Genomic DNA, 16,031 nt, shown 5'->3' on the forward strand with positions numbered 1-16,031 from the left:
ATCAAGGAGCTCTTCAAGACCTCCGGCGGCAAGTACATCGCCCCGCCGGCGATCGAGTCGAAGTTCAAGGCGATCTGCCCCTACGCAAGCCAGTTCATGGTCTTCGGCGAGGACCGCAACTACTGCGTCGCGCTGATCACCCTCGACCCCGACGCGATGGCGGGCTGGGCCGAGGAGAACGGGATGTCCGGCAAGTCCTACGCCGAGATCGTCGGCTCCGACGAGGTCAAGGCCATGGTCGGCGGCTACGTCGACGAGATGAACGCCCAGCTCAACCGCTGGGAGACCATCAAGCGGTGGGAGCTGCTCGACCACGACCTCACCGTGGAGTCCGGTGAGCTCACCCCCTCGATGAAGGTCAAGCGCAGCGTCGTCCAGGACAACAACAAGGACAAGATCGACGCGCTCTACGCCTGAGCGGAAGCGGGCGCGAGGAACGAGCGCCCGCTCGCGACCGGCGGGTCGAGACACTCCGCAGCCCGCGCTGGGACTCGACACAGGGAACGCACAGACTCGGTGTGTTCCCTGTGTCGCATGACGACAGCTGATACCCACCACGACCTCGAGGACCACGACCTCGGCCTCTCCCACGACCTGCCGATCATCGTCGAGCAGGCCAGGAACGCGACCCAGGGCCGATCCCTGGACCGATCCCTGGGCCGATCCCTGGGCAGGTCCCTGGGCGGGTCCCTGGGGAGACGCGGACTGCTCGGGATCATGGGCGGCGTGGGCGCGGTGGCGCTGGTGGGCTGCGCCGACGACACGTCGGGCAGCGGCACCGGCACCGCCGGCACCGGGTCCGCCGGCTCCTCGTCGACGCCGGGCCAGGGGGGCCCGCCCGACGGCGGCGCGGGAGGCGGTGGCTCGTCGGTGTCCGTGGCCGACGGGGAGATCCCCGAGGAGACGGCCGGCCCCTACCCGGGCGACGGGTCCAACGGCGCCAACGTCCTCAGCGAGAGCGGCGTGGTCCGCAGTGACATCACCTCGTCGTTCGGGTCCGCCTCAGGGGTCGCCGACGGCGTCCCGGTCACGGTCAACCTCACCGTCTACGACCTCACCGGTGAGGCGGTCACCGCACTGCCCGGGGCCGCGATCTACCTGTGGCACTGCGACCGCGAGGGCCGCTACTCCCTCTACTCCGACGGGGTGACTGAGGAGAACTACCTGCGTGGGGTCCAGGAGGCCGACGCCGACGGCAACCTCACGTTCACCAGCATCTTCCCCGCCTGCTACGCGGGCCGGTGGCCGCACATGCACTTCGAGGTCTACGAGTCCCTCGACGCCGCCACCAGCTACACCAACAAGCTGCGCACCTCGCAGCTGGCGCTGCCGCAGGACGTCTGCGACGCCGTGTACGGCGGCGTCGACGGCTACGAGGACAGCGTCTCCAACCTCGCGCAGCTCTCCCTCGACTCCGACGGGGTCTTCAGCGACGGCTACTCGCTGCAGATGGCGACGGTGACCGGCTCGGTCGACGAGGGCTACACGATCTCGCTCAACGTGCCTGTCTGAGCGTCGGCCACACTGGCTCCGTGGAGGAGCTGCCCGAGGACGCGCTGGTGACCGCGGGCGAGCGGGGGTTCGGGTTCTACGTGCACGTCCCCTTCTGCACGGTCCGGTGCGGCTACTGCGACTTCAACACCTACACCGCCGAGGAGCTGGGCTCCCGTCACGGAGGGCGGAGCGTCCCAGGTGCCTCCCGGGCGACCTACGCCGAGGCGGCGGTCACCGAGGTACGGCGGGCGCGGGCGGTGCTCGGCGATCGCGACCTCCCGGTCGACACGATCTTCTTCGGCGGCGGCACGCCGACCCTTCTGGACCCCGGGGCCCTCACCTCGGTCGTGGCGGCGATCGACGCCGAGTTCGGTCTCGCTGCCGGTGCCGAGGTGACGACCGAGGCCAACCCGGACAGTGTCACGGCGGAGTCCCTGGCGCGGCTGCGGCGCGGTGGCATCAACCGGGTCTCGTTCGGGATGCAGTCCGCCGTCGACCACGTCCTGCGGGTGTTGGACCGCACCCACGACCCGCGGCGGGTGCCCGAGGTCGTGGCGTGGGCCAGGGCTGCCGGCTTCGAGCAGGTGAGCCTGGACCTGATCTACGGCACGCCGGGGGAGTCGGTCACGGACTGGGAACGATCGCTGGAGGCCGCGCTGGCCTGCGAGCCGGACCACGTCTCGGCGTACTCGCTGATCGTCGAGGCCGGCACCGCGCTGGGACGCCGGGTGCGGCGGGGTGAGCTGCCGCCGCCGGACGAGGACGACCTGGCGGACAAGTACCTGCTCGCCGACGCTCGGCTCGAGGCAGCCGGCCTCGGCTGGTACGAGCTGTCGAACTGGGCTCGCACCGAGCAGGCCCGCTGCCGGCACAACCTCCTCTACTGGCGGGGTGGCGACTGGTGGGGTGTCGGGCCCGGTGCCCACTCGCACGTGGCCGGGGTGCGCTGGTGGAACGTCAAGCACCCCGCGGCGTACGCCGAGAGGCTGGCCGCGGGGCGGAGCCCGATGCAGGACCACGAGGTCCTCGATCCCGAGACCCGACGGCTGGAGCGGGTCCTGCTGGAGCTCCGACTGCGGTCCGGACTGCCGACGAGCGCGCTCGACGAGGCAGGGCGGGCAGCCGTGCCGCGACTGGAGACGGACGGGCTGGTCGCCACCTCCCCGGACCGGCTGCACCTGACGACCCGGGGGCGGCTCCTGGCCGACGCGGTGGTTCGGGACCTGGTGCCCTGACGTCCGGCGGCCCGACCGGCCTACGGTGGCGGCATGACGCAGGACCCCCAGAACGATCCACAGATCCCGCCGCCCCCGCCGCCCTACGGACAGGGCACGCCGCCGCCCTACGGCCAGCCGGGCCAGCCGGGCTGGCCGGTGCCGCCGCCGGGCGCGTACGGCGTGAGCGCGACGACGCCCTACGGCATCCACCCGGTCACCGGCATCCCGTACTCGGACAAGTCCAAGCTGGTCGCCGGGCTCCTGCAGATCCTGATCCCGCTCGGCATCGGCCGGTTCTACATCGGCGACAACAAGACGGGCGTGCTGCAGCTGGTCGTCACGATCATCACCTGCGGGATCGGCGCGCTGTGGCCGTTCATCGACGGCATCATCATGCTCGCGACCGACAGCAAGGACGCCAACGGCTACATGCTCCGGAGCTAGCGGTCAGCTGGCCGTCACTCGGTGGTCACTCGGTGGTCACGAAGTCGATCAGCTCCTCGACCCGGCCCAGCAGGGCCGGCTCGAGGTCGTCGTAGGAGCCGACCCGGGACAGCAGGTGCTGCCAGGCCCGGGCGATGTCCGCCTGGTCGGCGTGCGGCCAGCCGAGGTGGCGGCAGATGCCGACCTTCCACTCCACCGAGCGCGGGACGTCCGGCCAGGCGGCGAGGCCGATCCGGTCGGGCTTGATCGCCTGCCAGACGTCCACGAACGGGTGCCCGACCACGAGCACGTGCCGACCGACGGGGGAGCGGGCCACCTCCTGGGCGATCCGGCTCTCCTTCGACCCGGTGACCAGGTGGTCGACCAGCACCCCGACCCGTCGCTGTGGACCGGGGCCGAAGTCGCGGAGGTGGCCGGCCAGGTCGTCGATGCCGCCGAGGTACTCGACGACGACCCCCTCGAGGCGCAGGTCGTCACCCCAGACCTTCTCGACCAGCTCGGCGTCGTGCCGCCCCTCCACGAAGATCCGGCTCGCCCGGGCGACCTTGGCCCGGGCGCCGTGCACGGCGACCGAGCCGGAGGCGGTGCGGGTGGGCTTGGCCGGCGCCGCGTGGCGGACCGGTGCGCTCAGGATGACCGGGCGGCCCTCGAGCAGGAAGCCCGGGCCGAGCGGGAAGGTCCGTCGGCGCCCGCGGCGGTCCTCGAGTGTCAGCGTGTGCAGGTCGCGGTCGACCGCGACGATCTCGCCGCACCAGTCGGTGGTGACCTCCTCGACGACGGTGCCGAGGTCGGCCACCGCGTCGACCGCGCGGCCGCGCTTGGGCGCGCGCCAGTCGGTCGAGAGGACGTCTGATCCGTAGCGGTCGCTCACCGGCACGACGCTAGGGGTGCCCACCCCCAGCACGGTCCTGCCACGCCGGGGTCCGTCCGACTACGGGGCTGTGTCTTCCGTCGCGTCGTCGCTGGCGGACTGCTCGGCGGACTGCTCGGCGTCCTTGCCCTCGAGCAGGTCCACGTCGTCGGGGACCTCGTCGGGGTCCAGACCCTCGGCGAGCGGGTTGTCCTCGCTCGGCACCAGGTCCTCGGGAAGCTGGTCGTCGGTGATGCCCTCGCCTGATGAGTTGCTCATGAGCTGGGGGTACCCGCTCAGACGAGCGGTAGCCGCTTCTGGGCCCGGGGCAGGTGCTCGTAACCGCGGCGGACGGCGGCCGCGAGCTCCTCACGCGGGTAGGGCCACTCGGCGGCGTCCAAGGCGTCGGCGAGGGGGATCCCGCGGGTCGCGAGGTCCCGGATCGTCTCGGCCACCACACCGATGGCGTTGCGCTGCTCCTCCACGAAGTCACGGTCCACCGGTGCGCCGTGACCGGGTACGACGACGCTGGCCGCCGTCGTCAGTCCGAGGACGATGTCGAGGCTCAGCGGCCACTCCATCGGGTAGCAGTCGTCACCGAAGCCCGGAACACCGCGCCGAGCCATCGACTCCTCGACCAGGTCGCCGGCCAGGAGCACGTCGGCGTCGGGCACGCGCACCACGAGGTCGCCCGCCGTGTGACCGCGGCCCGGGTGCACCAGCTCGACCAGCCGGTCGCCCAGGTCCAGCGCGACCGCGGACGAGAACGTCGTGTCGGCAGGGACGATCTCGGTGTCCTGCACCTCGTCGCGGTGCGGGTCGTCGAGGTTGTCGTCCTCGTCGTACAGCGCCTGGACCCGCTCGCCGGCGCTCACCGTCCGCTCGGCAGCGACCTCGTGGGCATGGATCGGCACCGGCCCGTACGCCGCCCGGAACGCGGCGTTGCCGAAGGTGTGGTCGAAGTGCTCGTGGGTGTTGACGACGGCGCGCACCTCGCCGGCACCCAGCCGGCGTACGTCGTCGACGACCGCGCGGGCCGCGCGGTCCGACGCGTGGGTGTCGACGACCAGGAGCCCGTCGGTGCCCCCGACCAGGGTGACGTTGACGTCGAACCAGTCGTACCTCGCCACCCAGACCCGGTCGGCGATCTCGGTGAATCCCGCGGTGGCCACCCGCCCACCGTAGGCGGTGCCCTCCTCGGTCAGCAGATCCCGGTGTGCAGCTCGCGGCGCACCAGCGCCGCCAGCTCCTCCACCGTGCGGGCCGGCCGTGAGAACGGCACGGCGGCCTGGTGGCCGCCCTCGAGGTCGATCCACGAGAGCTCGACGCCGCGGGTGGTCAGGCCGGTCATCCGGGCGTCGAGGAGCTCCTCGTCGACCGTGTCCGTGCGCTGCAGGACGACGTCGCGGAGGCTGTCGCGGTGGCAGTCGTTGGCGTGCTCGCGGGCGCGCTGGAGGTGGCCGCGGTTCAGACGCAGGCGTGGGTCGAGGAACGCGTCCTGGGGCACGGTGACCTGCGGTGACCCGTCGGCTCGGGTGAGGACCACGAGGTCGACCTCCAGGTGGATGTCGTGCCGTCTCTCGCCACAGCACGGGCAGTCCTCGACGAGCCCGGGGCGGAGGAGGCCGGTGATGGTGAGGCTGTGCCCGCGCTCGGGGCCACCGTCAGGTCCCAGGCCGCTGCTGAGCGTCACCAGGGCGGGGCTCCGGGCCCGTCCGGCCTCGGTGAGGACCGCCCGCGACCGGCAGGAGAAGGTCGGGATCCCGTGGACGTCGCGCAGGCCCAGGTCCGCGTCGTCGCCGGCGGCCGGGAACTCGTCGACGGTCAGGGCGGCCTCGGCACAGCAGGCCAGGATGCTGCGGGCGAGCGCGGCGTCGGTCTCGGGCACGCGAACCTCCTCAGAAGTTAGGGTTGCCTAACCTAGTGTACGACCGCGCTGGCGGACCACCGGATCATGGCGGGATCCGGGTACGCTTGGCACTCCGCAGACCCGAGTGCCAGCAGGAGGTGGAGCGTGCAGGAGGACCGCAAGCTCGCCGTGCTCCGGGCGATCGTCGAGGACTACGTCGCGACCGAGGAGCCCGTGGGCTCCAAGGCGCTGGTCGAGCGGCACCGGCTCGGGGTCAGCCCCGCCACGGTGCGCAACGACATGGCGACGCTCGAGGACGAGGGCTACATCACCCAGCCCCACACCAGCGCGGGCCGGGTGCCCACCGACAAGGGCTACCGGCTGTTCGTCGACCGGCTGACCACGGTCAAGCCGATGAGCCCCGCCGAGAAGCGCGCCATCTCGACCTTCCTCGACGGCGCGGTCGACCTGGACGACGTCGTCAGCCGCTCGGTCCGGCTGCTGTCCCAGCTGACCAGGCAGGTCGCCGTGGTGCAGTACCCGACGCTCTCCCGGTCGACCGTGCGCCACGTGGAGCTCGTCGCGCTGGCGCCGACCCGGCTGCTCGTCGTCCTGATCCTGAGCTCGGGCCGCGTCGAGCAACGTGTCGTCGAGGTCGCCGTACCGCTGACCGACGAGGTGCTCGCCGACCTGCGCACGGTCATCGGACGGGCGGCGGCCGGTCAGGTCATCGCGGAGGCCGTGACGGCCCTGCGCGACCTCGAGTCGACGGACCCGACCACCACGGTCATCGTCGACGTGCTGGTGGACGCCATGGTCGACCACCGCTCCGACGAGCGGATCGCCGTGGGCGGCACGGCCAACCTGGCGCGCTACGGCGACCACTTCGACTCCGCCGTGCGACCGCTCCTCGAGGCGATCGAGGAGCACGTCGTGCTGCTCAAGCTGCTCGGCGAGGCGACCGAGGGCGGCGCCGTGACCGTGCGGATCGGGGCCGAGGGTCCCTACGAGGAGCTGTCGTCGACGTCGGTGGTGGCCACCGGCTACGGCCCCCACGACGAGGCCGTCGCGACCCTGGGGATCGTGGGCCCGACGCGTATGGACTACCCAGGCACCATGGCTGCGGTGCGCGCCGTGGCCCGCTACGTCTCCCGCCTCCTCGACGAGGCCTGACCCCACCCACAAGACCAGCCTGACCCGAGCCTGACCGGAAGGAACTGAGTGACCAGCCAGGACCTGTACGACCTCCTGGGTGTCGCCCCCGACGCGGACGCCGACACCATCAAGAAGGCCTACAGAAAGCTCGCGCGCCAGCTGCACCCCGACGTCAACCCCGACCCGGACACCCAGGAGCGCTTCAAGGAGGTCTCGCGCGCCTACGAGGTGCTGTCCGACCCACAGAAGCGGGCGGCCTACGACCGCGGCGGCGACCCGTTCGGTGGAGCGGGCTTCGGCGGGCAGGGTGCCGGCTTCTCGTTCACCGACATCATGGACGCGTTCTTCGGGGGCCAGCCCGGCGCCCAGACCCGTGGGCCCCGCCCGCGCGTGCGCCGTGGTCAGGACGCACTGATCCGGCTCGACATCGACCTGGCGGAGGCGGCGTTCGGGGTCAGCCGCGAGCTCAAGGTCGACACCGCGGTCGTCTGCTCGACCTGTGGCGGCGAGGGCGCTGCTCCGGGCACGCACCCGATCCCGTGCGAGACCTGCCGCGGCGCGGGCGAGGTCGCCCACGTCCAGCGGTCCTTCCTCGGCGAGATCCGCACCCTGCGGCCGTGCGCGGCGTGCCGCGGCTTCGGCTCGATCATCCCGGACCCCTGCCGGGAGTGCTCGGGCGACGGCCGGGTCCGGTCTCGGCGCAGCCTGACCGTCAAGATCCCGGCGGGCGTGGACACCGGCACCCGTGTGCAGCTGAGCGAGCAGGGGGAGGTGGGCCCCGGGGGTGGTCCCCCGGGCGACCTCTACGTCGAGATCTCCGTGGCCCGCCACCCCACGTTCACCCGGCACGGCAACGACCTGCACTGCACGGTCACGGTGCCGATGACCGCGGCCGCACTCGGCACCACGCTGGAGCTGCCGACCCTGGAGGCCGACGTGGTGCCCCCGGAGGGGGCGGCGGCGACGGACCTCGAGACGTCGTTCGAGCTCGACATCAAGCCGGGCACGCAGTCCGGCACCGAGGCGGTGCTCCGCGGCCGCGGCGTGCCGGGGCTGCGCGGTGGCCGGGGCGACCTCATCGTCACCATCGCGGTCGAGACACCGACCCGGCTGGACCCCCGGCAGGAGGAGCTCCTCACCGAGCTGGCCGCGATCCGCGGCGAGGAGCAGCCCACCGGCTCGGTCAAGGCGGGCGGCAACAAGTCGGTGTTCGGCCGGCTGCGCGACGCGTTCAACCCGCACTAGGCCGCGCCGATGTCGCTGCCCGTCCACCTGGTGCCGTCGCTCGACGGCGTCGCCGTCGGCGCGGCGGTGGAGGTCGACGGGGACGAGGCGCACCACGCGGTCGCCGTACGGCGTCTCCGGCTCGGTGAGTCCGTGGTCCTCACCGACGGGGCGGGAACGTCCGTGGTCGGGGCGGTCTCGGAGACGGGCAAGCGGAGGTTCGCCGTGACCGTGGCCTCGGTCGACCGGGTCCCCGAGCCGCAGCCGGCGGTCGTGGTGGTCCAGGCGCTGCCCAAGGGCGACCGCGGCGAGCTCGCCGTCGAGGTGCTCACCGAGATCGGCGTGGCCGCGATCGTGCCGTGGGCCGCCTCCCGGTCGGTCGCGGTCTGGAAGGGCGAGCGCGCTGACAAGGCCCTCGCCCGCTGGCGAGCCACCGCCCGGGAGGCCGCGAAGCAGTCCCGCCGGGCCTGGTTGCCCGAGGTCGGCCCGCTCGTGTCGACCGCGGACGTCGTGGGGCTCCTGGCGTCCGCCGACCTGGCGGTCGTCCTGCACGAGGGTGCCTCGGTGTCGCTGACCTCGGTCGAGGTGCCGCCGAGCGGCCGGGTTCTCGTGGTGGTCGGACCCGAGGGCGGCCTCTCCGACGACGAGCTGGCCGCCTTCACCGACGCCGGCGCGGTCGCCGTACGCCTCGGGGCCGAGGTCCTGCGCACCTCCACCGCCGGCGTGGCAGCGGTCGCGGCGCTGCTGTCCCGAACGCCGCGCTGGAGCCGGTCCTAGGAGCGCAGCAGGGCCTCGGTGCGCGCGATCTCGTCCTCGAGCTCGCCCCTCTCGGCCTTGGTCAGCGTCCGGAGGGTCTGGAGGATCTCGATCCGGCCGTCCTCGGCTCGCCACAGCCCGACCAGCCACCCGTCGGCGAAGAACGCGGAGGCGCTCGCGCCGTTGACCCCGGACCAGGCGTGGCGCGACTCCGGGTCGGTGACCCGGTCGCGGGCGGCGTGGGAGAGCCAGACGTTGTCGTAGGCGCCGAGCAGCCGGACCGGCGCAGGAACGTCCTCGTCCGCGAGCTCGCCCTCGGGGACGTCGTAGAGCACCTTGCCGTTGTCGTCCTCGTAGGTCACCAGGTCGGTCATGCCCGTGAGCACCGGGCCCAGTCGGGTGATCGCCGACCAGGCTGTGACGTCCGCGGCCGAGGCAGGGCCGAAGGCGCGCAGGTAGCGGCGGACGATCTCCTGGACGACGTCCGGCGTCGGCTCCACGAGGTCGTCCTCGACCCAGCGGTCGACGAGGTCGTAGACCACGCCGCCGGACCGCTTCCAGCAGCCGCGCGGCGGCAGCTGGGCCAGCGGCGCCACCAGCCGGGCGAGCTGCCCGAGCTGGGTGGGCGGTGCGTCCGGGAAGTGGGCGGCAAGCGCCGCGGACAGCTCGCGCTGGGGGAGCGGTCCGTGGGCGAGGACCTTGCGGAGTGCGTGGTCGAACGCCGCGCGGTCCAGGCCCTTGACGTCGCGCACGTTCTGGCTGGAGCGCAGCTCGGCCTCCATCCGGGCCTGGACCCACGGCCGGAGGGTCAGCGCGTCCTCGGGTGTCAGGAGGTGGATCGTCCCGCGCATGGTGAGCAGCCGGACGAGCGAGCGGTCCTCGAGCGCGGTGCTGACGGCGTAGGGGTCGAAGCCCTCGAGTCGGGCGGCCAGGGACAGGTAGGGCGGCAGGTTCTCCTGCGCCTGGAGCCCGACGAGGTGCCGGACCAGGTCGTGCGGCGTCGTCGAGGTGCGCTCGAGCAGGTGCTGACGGTGCAGCAGCGTCCGGTTGAGCCGCTGGCGGCTGAGCCTCACCCGATCCAGGCTATTGAACGACGATGGTCTTGGTGTCCTCGGTCGGGCCGCCGCCCTCGCCGTCCGACGGGTCGTCGGTCAGCGCCGCGAACGTGTAGGTGCCCGGTGCGAGCCCGCCGAGGTCGACCTCGGCGGTCCAGGGGTAGAGCTTGTCGATCCAGCCCTCGGCGGTCGTGAAGCCCTCCAGGACGGCCGCCCCGGACGCGTCTCGGACCTCCCAGATCACCGTCGCCTCGAACGAGCTGCCGACGCCCTCGGCGGTGAAGCTGCCGCTGACCGTGGCGCCCTCCTCGGGCGTGGTGACGTTCATGAAGGCCAGGACGTCCAGCGGCTTGGCGGCCTTGAGGCCGCCAGAGGTGTCGACGCCGAACAGCGGAGCCGGGTCGGAGCCGTTCTGCACCAGCACCGGCAGGCGTTCCTGCTGGATCCCCTGGACCGTGTAGACGAGCTGCTGGACGGCCAGCTTGGCCTCCCGCTTGCTCAGGTCGCCCGGAGCGTTCCAGCCGTCGTCCTCGACCTGGGCCACGATCGCGCCGGCGCCCTCGCTGAAGGCGACGCTCTCGAAGGTCCCGCCCGGGTAGAGGGTCCGGTAGTCGGGGTCGAGCGCGTCGCCGGCAGTCATCAAGGCGACGGCCTCGTCCATCGGGTTGTCCGCCTCGACCTTGCGGAACTCCCGGTAGAGCGCGGGGCCGTTCGGGGTGTCGCCGACGAAGTAGACGGGGACGGTGACCAGGTCGGTGGGTGTGGCTGTCGCGGAGACGTCATCGGTGGGGTCGCCGGTCGGCTCGTCGGTGGGTTCGCCCGCGGCCGAGGAGGTCTCGCCGTCGCCCGGGTCCTGGGCGGTCGGCTCCTCGTCGCCGCACGCCGCCAGCCCCATGGACAGGACGAGGGCGGACGCGGCGACGCAGGCACGGTGACGGGGAAGTCGGGTCATGGTGTCCATCCTCAGGTGGGATCGCTGCGGCGTTGCGGACCTACAGGACGATGACGGTCCGCGTGTCGGTGAACCTCGCGTCGTCCGTGGTGGCGACGAACGTGTACGGACCGGGCTCGAGGTCGGACACGTCGATGGGCTCGGTCTCCCACTCGACCAGGCGCGTCTCCATCGCCGCCGTGGCGGCTCCGCTCTCCACGACGGTCCCGTCGGCGTCGCGCAGCTCCCAGGGGACGTTGCCCTCGAAGGAGCTGGCGGCGCCGCGGGCGATGAAGCTGTCGCGGACCTGGAGGCTCTCCACCGGGTCGCTGATGCTGACCAGGGACAGGACGTCCAGCTGGGGCACGTTCGTGATCGGCTCCGACGTCGGTACGTCGAACACGGTGTCGGTGGGGTTCCGGCCGATGCGGAGCTGTACCGGCAGAGGCTCGCCCGCACCGGCCTGGACGGAGTAGACGAGCTGCTGCAGGGCCAGCTCGGCCTGGACCGTCGTCATGTTCGCCGGCCGGTCGTGCACCCACGGCTCGACCGTCACGTTGATGATCCCCTCGCGGACGTCGGCGCCGATGAACGCCTCCGCCGGGAAGTAGCTGCGGTAGTCCGGGTCCCACGGTCCCCGGTTCAGGGCCTCGACCGCAGCCTCGAGCGACGGCCCGTCGGCGACCGGCCGGAACTCGCGGAAGAGTCGCGGTCCCACCGAGGTGTCACCCACGAAGTACACCGCCTGAGGAGGAGGTCCCGGCGTCTCGCTGGCGACCGCGCCCGTCGGTGACGTGGCGCCTGGGCCGACGTCCTCCCTGCGTTCGTCGGCCGGGTCGGTGAGCAGCGAGAACGCCGTGACGGTCGCGGCGACCGCCAGGAGCGCGCCCCCGCCGGCGTACCAGCCGAACCGGTGTGGCGTCCGCTCCGCGGCACCACGGATCTCGGCCAGCCGGTCGGTGGGCTCGACGTCGGCGACCGCGTCCTGGATCAGTCGGGTCAGGTCGTCCATCACAGGTCACCTTCGGAGAGCTGGTCGGCGAGCAGCCCGCGGAGGGCTGCGGCGCCGCGGGAGGCGTGCGCCTTGACCGAGCCGCGGGCGATGCCCAGCGTCTCGGCGATCTCGGCCTCGGACAGGTCGAGGTAGTAGCGCAGCGCGAGCACCTCACGCTGTCGGTCGGGGAGCCGACGGAGGGCGTCGAGCACGGCGGTACGCCGGCCGGCGCCGGCGATCCCGTCGTCGGAGGGCGGCTCGTCGGCCGGGGGCGGCTGTCGGCCCGCGTGGCGTTCGGCGACGCCACGGTGCCGCAGCGCCGACCGGGACCGGTTGACGACGGCCTGGCGCAGGTAGGCGAGCGCCTTGTCGGGGTCCCGCAGGTGGGACCACCGGCCGTGCATGGCGACGAACGCGTCCTGCACGACCTCCTCGGCGGCACCCTGGTCGTGCAGGAGCAGGACCGAGAGCCGGACCAGGCGCCGCCAGTGCGCGGCGTACAGCTGCTCGAGCGCCGCATCGGCGTCCCAGCCCTCACCCGGCCTCACGGCCCGCGCCTCCGCATGCACGCTCACGATAGTGGGACGCGCTGCGCACGCATCCGGTTGACACGACGCCGGGTCCGCCCGTGTGCGACCATGGCCAGTCGGGGAGGGAGCCCAGTGTCTGCAGCCGTTGAGGGATGTCTGTTCTGCGGGATCGTCGCCGGTGACGTGCCGGGCGACATCGTGCACAGCACCGAGCGCACCGTCGCGTTCCGCGACGTCAACGCCCAGGCGCCCACGCACGTGCTGGTCGTCCCCAAGGACCACTACGCCACCGCGGCCGAGCTGGCCGCGGGCGACCCCGCCGCCTCGGCCGAGCTGGTCACGACGGCGCACGCGGTGGCCACCGCCGAGGGCTACGACTCCTACCGGCTGGTGCTCAACACCGGCGCCGACGCGGGCCAGACCGTCTTCCACACCCATCTGCACCTGCTCGCGGGCCGGTCGATGAGCTGGCCGCCCGGATGAGGCGCCTCCGGGAGGCCGGCCGGCTCCGGCTCTCGCTCGCCGCCCTGGTCGGCATCGCCGTCGTCGTCGGTGGCGTCGTGGCCCTGGGCGAGCCGGACCCGGCCCGGGAGCGGACCGTCACGCCGGTCGACACCGAGCCGGTCGTCGTCTCCCACGACGACACGACGCCGGTGTCCACGGCGCCGGTCAAGGGGCGCAAGCTCCGCGCCGGCGAGCAGCGCACGACCCTGCAGATCCCCACGGCGTACTCGCCGTCACCGCCCAACGGGACGGGCACCGACGACTACCGCTGCTTCCTGCTCGACCCCGAGCTCCCCGAGGACGCCTGGCTGACCGGGACGCAGATCAAGCCGGGCAACCCCGAGATCGTCCACCACGTCATCCTGTTCCGGGTCACCGAGGACGACGTCGCGGCCGCGCAGGCCGAGGACGACGCCTCGCCGGAACCGGGCTGGACCTGCTTCGGCGGGATGGGCCTCGAGGGCGAGTTCAACCAGGTGGACGACGCCGCGTGGCTCGGCGCCTGGGCGCCGGGCGGCCGGGAGACGGTGGCCCGGCCAGGCTACGGCTCGTCCCTCGACCAGGGCACCAGGATCGTCATGCAGGTGCACTACAACCTGCTCCTCGGCAACGGCCCTGACCGGTCCGCGACGCAGATCCGCTGGACCCCCAAGGCCGGCTCGGACATCAAGCCCGTGCACACCACGCTGCTCCCGGCCCCGGTGGAGCTGCCGTGCCGGTCCGAGCACGCGCTCGGCTCGCTCTGTGACCGGGAGGCCTCGGTCGAGGACGCGAAGGAGCGGTTCGGGGAGGGACCCGGGCAGCTCGCCAACCTGCTGCACCTGCTGTGCGGCACCAACGTCTACGCGACCGAGACCACGACCTGCACGCGCACGGTCCCGCGGTCGATGACGATCCTGGGCGCCGCCGGCCACATGCACCTGCTGGGGCAGTGGCTCAAGATCGAGGCCAACCCCGGGACACCGGAGAGCACGGAGGTGCTCGACATCCCGCTGTGGAACTTCGACGACCAGGGCGCCCGGCGGATCGAGCCCCTGCACGTCGACGCCGGCGACACGCTGCGGGTCACCTGCCACCACAGCCAGGAGCTGCGCGACCTCCTTCCGGCGTTCGAGGGGACCCAGGAGAAGTACGTCGTCTGGGGCGAAGGCACCACCGACGAGATGTGCCTCGGGATCCTGCAGGTCGTCTTCGACGACGAGGTCTAGGACGTGCCGCGCCGATGACTGCGTCACTGGCGGCGATGCGGGCTGAGCTCCACGCAGCGGTGGCGGGCGCCCCACCGGGCATACCGGCCGCCAACGCGTTGTGCGTGGCCAGCGTGGGACTGCTCGGGGTGGACGGCGCCGCCGTGTCCGTGGTCTACGACGGAGCGTCCCGGGGCACGTTCGGCTCCAGCAGCGAGACCAGCCGGAGGCTCGACGAGTACCAGTTCACCTTCGGTGAGGGGCCGTGCCTGGATGCCGTGGCCAGGCGTGAGGCGGTGCTGGTGCCCGACCTCGACTCGCCCGACGAACGGAGGTGGCCGGCGTTCGCCGGCGCCGTCCTGGGCGACGGGATCCGCGGGGTGTTCGCCCTGCCGATCATGGTCACCTCGATGTGTGTCGGTGCGCTCGACCTGTTCCGCGATACGCCCGGTCCGATGGCAGACGAGCAGCTCGCCGGAGCAGCCGTGGCCGCTCATCTGGCCTCGTTGACCTTGCTCGACCTGATGGCGACCGACACTCCCGACGACGTCCCGGACGCCGGCGCCGCCGCCGCTGACGACGACGGCTGGGGCCGGCTGGCGGAGCTGGACCGCATCGAGGTCTACCAGGCGACCGGGGTGTTGATCTCCCAGCTGAACGTCGGCCCGGCCGAGGCGCTGGTGCGGCTCCGTGCGCACGCCATCGCCACGGGTCGGACCGCGAGCCAGGTGGCTCGAGCCGTCCTCGAGGACGGGCTCGAGCTCGAGCGCGACGGCCAGGATGGAACGGGGATGGGAACGTGAACGGGATGGACACGGGGACGGGGATCACGCCGGGAGCCGGGGAGGAGGGTCCGACGACCGCGCGGGCGGTGCGCAGGGAGCACGACATCATCCGCGCCTTCGTCGACCTGTCGGACGAGCTGGTCAACGACTACGACGTGCTGGAGATGCTGTCTCGGCTCACGGCACACTGCGCCGAGCTCCTCGACATCGCGTCCGCGGGTCTGCTCCTCGCTGACGAACGCGGGGTGCTCCACCTCGCGGCGGCGTCGTCCGAGCGCACCCAGCAGCTGGAGCTGTTCCAGCTCCAGCGGGACGAGGGACCCTGCCTGGACTGCTACCGCGACGGAGCGACGGTCACCGCGCCCGACCTGGCCGCGGAGGAGCAGCGGTGGCCCCAGTTCACCCGGGCCGCCCTCGACGCCGGCTTCGCGTCCGTGCACGCAGTGCCGATGCGGCTTCGCGGCTACGTCCTCGGAGGCCTTGGTCTCTTCGGGGAGTCGGTCGGGCATCTCGAGGAGAGCGACCTGGGACTGGCGCAGTCCATGGCCCACGTCGCCAGTGTCGCCATCGTCAACGAGAAGTCCGCGGCCGACCTGGCGACCGTCAACACCCAGCTCCAGCACGCGCTCAACAGCCGGGTGGTCCTGGAGCAGGCGAAGGGGGTCATCGCCCACGCGGGGGGTCTGGCGATCGACGACGCCTTCGTCGTGCTGCGGCGCTATGCCCGTGACCACGGCCGCAAGCTCGGTGACGTCGCCGCCCAGGTGGTGAACCGCGAGCTCCGCGGGGAGGCCCTGGTGCAGTACGTCAGGACGACGGCCGGGGACGGGTGAGCGGCGGTCCAGGTCAGGCGGCCAGCGCCTGGAGCAGCCGCAGGACGGCGAACACGACCGGCAGGCCGAAGACGACGAGCAGAGCCCAGGCGGTGAACCGGTGCAGCGGCTTGGCGCCGTCGAGGTTGCCGGCGAAGTCGAGCAGCGCGCCCTCGCCGACGTGGTGGGTGAGGCCCATCCGCCGGGCGTCCTCCGGCAGGTGACCGCCGGGGAACCACGGGGG

The 16,031-nt window shown here is 72.6% G+C and carries 18 protein-coding genes and 2 pseudogenes; 11 read left to right on the forward strand and 9 right to left on the reverse strand.

Going from position 1 to position 16,031, the window contains the following annotated elements:
• From JHD21_RS13115 to JHD21_RS13130, 4 genes and pseudogenes are all read left to right on the forward strand, one after another.
• Nucleotides 1–417, forward strand: a pseudogene (locus tag JHD21_RS13115) (long-chain fatty acid--CoA ligase); the annotation flags it as partial.
• 117 nt (nucleotides 418–534) lie between these two features.
• Nucleotides 535–1,512 carry a 3,4-dioxygenase subunit beta gene (locus tag JHD21_RS13120; RefSeq protein ID WP_292675947.1) on the forward strand — a complete coding sequence of 326 codons (978 nt, stop codon included), beginning with the start codon at nucleotides 535–537 and terminating at the stop codon, nucleotides 1,510–1,512.
• 20 nt (nucleotides 1,513–1,532) lie between these two features.
• The gene (gene hemW / locus JHD21_RS13125; protein WP_292675950.1) at nucleotides 1,533–2,729 is read left to right on the forward strand and encodes a radical SAM family heme chaperone HemW; all 1,197 of its coding nucleotides are present in this window, start codon (nucleotides 1,533–1,535) and stop codon (nucleotides 2,727–2,729) included.
• 33 nt (nucleotides 2,730–2,762) lie between these two features.
• Entirely contained in the window at nucleotides 2,763–3,155 is a 393-nt protein-coding gene (locus tag JHD21_RS13130; protein ID WP_292675953.1) for a TM2 domain-containing protein, read from the forward strand.
• A 25-nt stretch (nucleotides 3,156–3,180) separates the two neighbouring features.
• On the opposite strand, the gene JHD21_RS13135 is transcribed toward JHD21_RS13130, so the two are convergent.
• The 4 genes from JHD21_RS13135 to JHD21_RS13150 are packed head-to-tail and all read right to left on the reverse strand — an operon-like array spanning nucleotide 3,181 to nucleotide 5,893.
• Nucleotides 3,181–4,026 carry a DUF3097 domain-containing protein gene (locus tag JHD21_RS13135; protein WP_292675956.1) on the reverse strand — a complete coding sequence of 282 codons (846 nt, stop codon included), beginning with the start codon at nucleotides 4,024–4,026 and terminating at the stop codon, nucleotides 3,181–3,183.
• Between the two features lie 60 nt (nucleotides 4,027–4,086).
• On the reverse strand, nucleotides 4,087–4,284 hold the full coding sequence (locus tag JHD21_RS13140; protein WP_292675959.1) for a hypothetical protein: 198 nt from the start codon (nucleotides 4,282–4,284) through the stop codon (nucleotides 4,087–4,089).
• 17 nt (nucleotides 4,285–4,301) lie between these two features.
• On the reverse strand, nucleotides 4,302–5,177 hold the full coding sequence (locus JHD21_RS13145; RefSeq protein ID WP_292675963.1) for an MBL fold metallo-hydrolase: 876 nt from the start codon (nucleotides 5,175–5,177) through the stop codon (nucleotides 4,302–4,304).
• A 29-nt stretch (nucleotides 5,178–5,206) separates the two neighbouring features.
• Nucleotides 5,207–5,893 (reverse strand): DUF2470 domain-containing protein, encoded by a 687-nt coding sequence (locus JHD21_RS13150; protein ID WP_292675966.1) that lies wholly within the window; start codon nucleotides 5,891–5,893, stop codon nucleotides 5,207–5,209.
• 126 nt (nucleotides 5,894–6,019) lie between these two features.
• Here JHD21_RS13150 and hrcA point away from each other — a divergent pair, with 126 nt between their 5' ends.
• The 3 genes from hrcA to JHD21_RS13165 are packed head-to-tail and all read left to right on the forward strand — an operon-like array spanning nucleotide 6,020 to nucleotide 9,010.
• The gene (gene hrcA, locus JHD21_RS13155) at nucleotides 6,020–7,027 is read left to right on the forward strand and encodes a heat-inducible transcriptional repressor HrcA (RefSeq protein WP_292675969.1); all 1,008 of its coding nucleotides are present in this window, start codon (nucleotides 6,020–6,022) and stop codon (nucleotides 7,025–7,027) included.
• A gap of 48 nt (nucleotides 7,028–7,075) precedes the next feature.
• Nucleotides 7,076–8,254, forward strand: a complete 1,179-nt coding sequence (dnaJ, locus tag JHD21_RS13160; protein ID WP_292675971.1) for a molecular chaperone DnaJ — start codon at nucleotides 7,076–7,078, stop codon at nucleotides 8,252–8,254.
• Between the two features lie 9 nt (nucleotides 8,255–8,263).
• Nucleotides 8,264–9,010, forward strand: a complete 747-nt coding sequence (locus JHD21_RS13165; RefSeq protein WP_292675975.1) for a 16S rRNA (uracil(1498)-N(3))-methyltransferase — start codon at nucleotides 8,264–8,266, stop codon at nucleotides 9,008–9,010.
• Here JHD21_RS13165 and JHD21_RS13170 read toward each other — a convergent pair.
• Genes JHD21_RS13170 through JHD21_RS13185 form a run of 4 tightly spaced genes read right to left on the reverse strand, consistent with a single transcriptional unit; the run spans nucleotide 9,007 to nucleotide 12,538 of the window.
• Entirely contained in the window at nucleotides 9,007–10,062 is a 1,056-nt protein-coding gene (locus JHD21_RS13170; protein WP_292675978.1) for a winged helix DNA-binding domain-containing protein, read from the reverse strand. The genes JHD21_RS13165 and JHD21_RS13170 overlap by 4 nt on opposite strands.
• Before the next feature lie 10 nt (nucleotides 10,063–10,072).
• A complete protein-coding gene (locus tag JHD21_RS13175) occupies nucleotides 10,073–10,996 on the reverse strand; it encodes a Gmad2 immunoglobulin-like domain-containing protein (RefSeq protein ID WP_292675981.1) in 924 nt (307 codons plus the stop codon).
• Nucleotides 10,997–11,036: 40 nt separating this feature from the next.
• On the reverse strand, nucleotides 11,037–11,987 hold the full coding sequence (locus JHD21_RS13180; protein WP_292675984.1) for a Gmad2 immunoglobulin-like domain-containing protein: 951 nt from the start codon (nucleotides 11,985–11,987) through the stop codon (nucleotides 11,037–11,039).
• Nucleotides 11,987–12,538, reverse strand: a complete 552-nt coding sequence (locus JHD21_RS13185; protein WP_292675987.1) for a SigE family RNA polymerase sigma factor — start codon at nucleotides 12,536–12,538, stop codon at nucleotides 11,987–11,989. Before JHD21_RS13185 ends, JHD21_RS13180 begins: the two co-directional genes overlap by 1 nt.
• A 93-nt stretch (nucleotides 12,539–12,631) precedes the next feature.
• On the opposite strand from JHD21_RS13185, the gene JHD21_RS13190 reads away from it, so the two are divergent.
• Genes JHD21_RS13190 through JHD21_RS13205 form a run of 4 tightly spaced genes read left to right on the forward strand, consistent with a single transcriptional unit; the run spans nucleotide 12,632 to nucleotide 15,808 of the window.
• Nucleotides 12,632–12,982 (forward strand): histidine triad nucleotide-binding protein, encoded by a 351-nt coding sequence (locus JHD21_RS13190; RefSeq protein WP_292675990.1) that lies wholly within the window; start codon nucleotides 12,632–12,634, stop codon nucleotides 12,980–12,982.
• A complete protein-coding gene (locus tag JHD21_RS13195) occupies nucleotides 12,979–14,211 on the forward strand; it encodes a hypothetical protein (RefSeq protein WP_292675994.1) in 1,233 nt (410 codons plus the stop codon). The genes JHD21_RS13190 and JHD21_RS13195 overlap by 4 nt, the downstream gene beginning before the upstream one ends.
• Nucleotides 14,212–14,225: 14 nt before the next feature.
• Complete coding sequence (locus JHD21_RS13200; RefSeq protein ID WP_292675996.1) at nucleotides 14,226–14,993, forward strand: GAF and ANTAR domain-containing protein; 768 nt, start codon at nucleotides 14,226–14,228, stop codon at nucleotides 14,991–14,993.
• 5 nt (nucleotides 14,994–14,998) lie between these two features.
• Nucleotides 14,999–15,808 carry a GAF and ANTAR domain-containing protein gene (locus JHD21_RS13205; RefSeq protein ID WP_292675999.1) on the forward strand — a complete coding sequence of 270 codons (810 nt, stop codon included), beginning with the start codon at nucleotides 14,999–15,001 and terminating at the stop codon, nucleotides 15,806–15,808.
• 13 nt (nucleotides 15,809–15,821) lie between these two features.
• Here the strand turns inward: JHD21_RS13205 and JHD21_RS13210 are convergent.
• A pseudogene (locus JHD21_RS13210) lies at nucleotides 15,822–16,031 on the reverse strand (hypothetical protein); the annotation flags it as partial.

Origin of the sequence: Nocardioides sp. (assembly GCF_016462705.1) — a bacterium.
Classification (GTDB): Bacteria; Actinomycetota; Actinomycetes; order Propionibacteriales; family Nocardioidaceae; genus Nocardioides.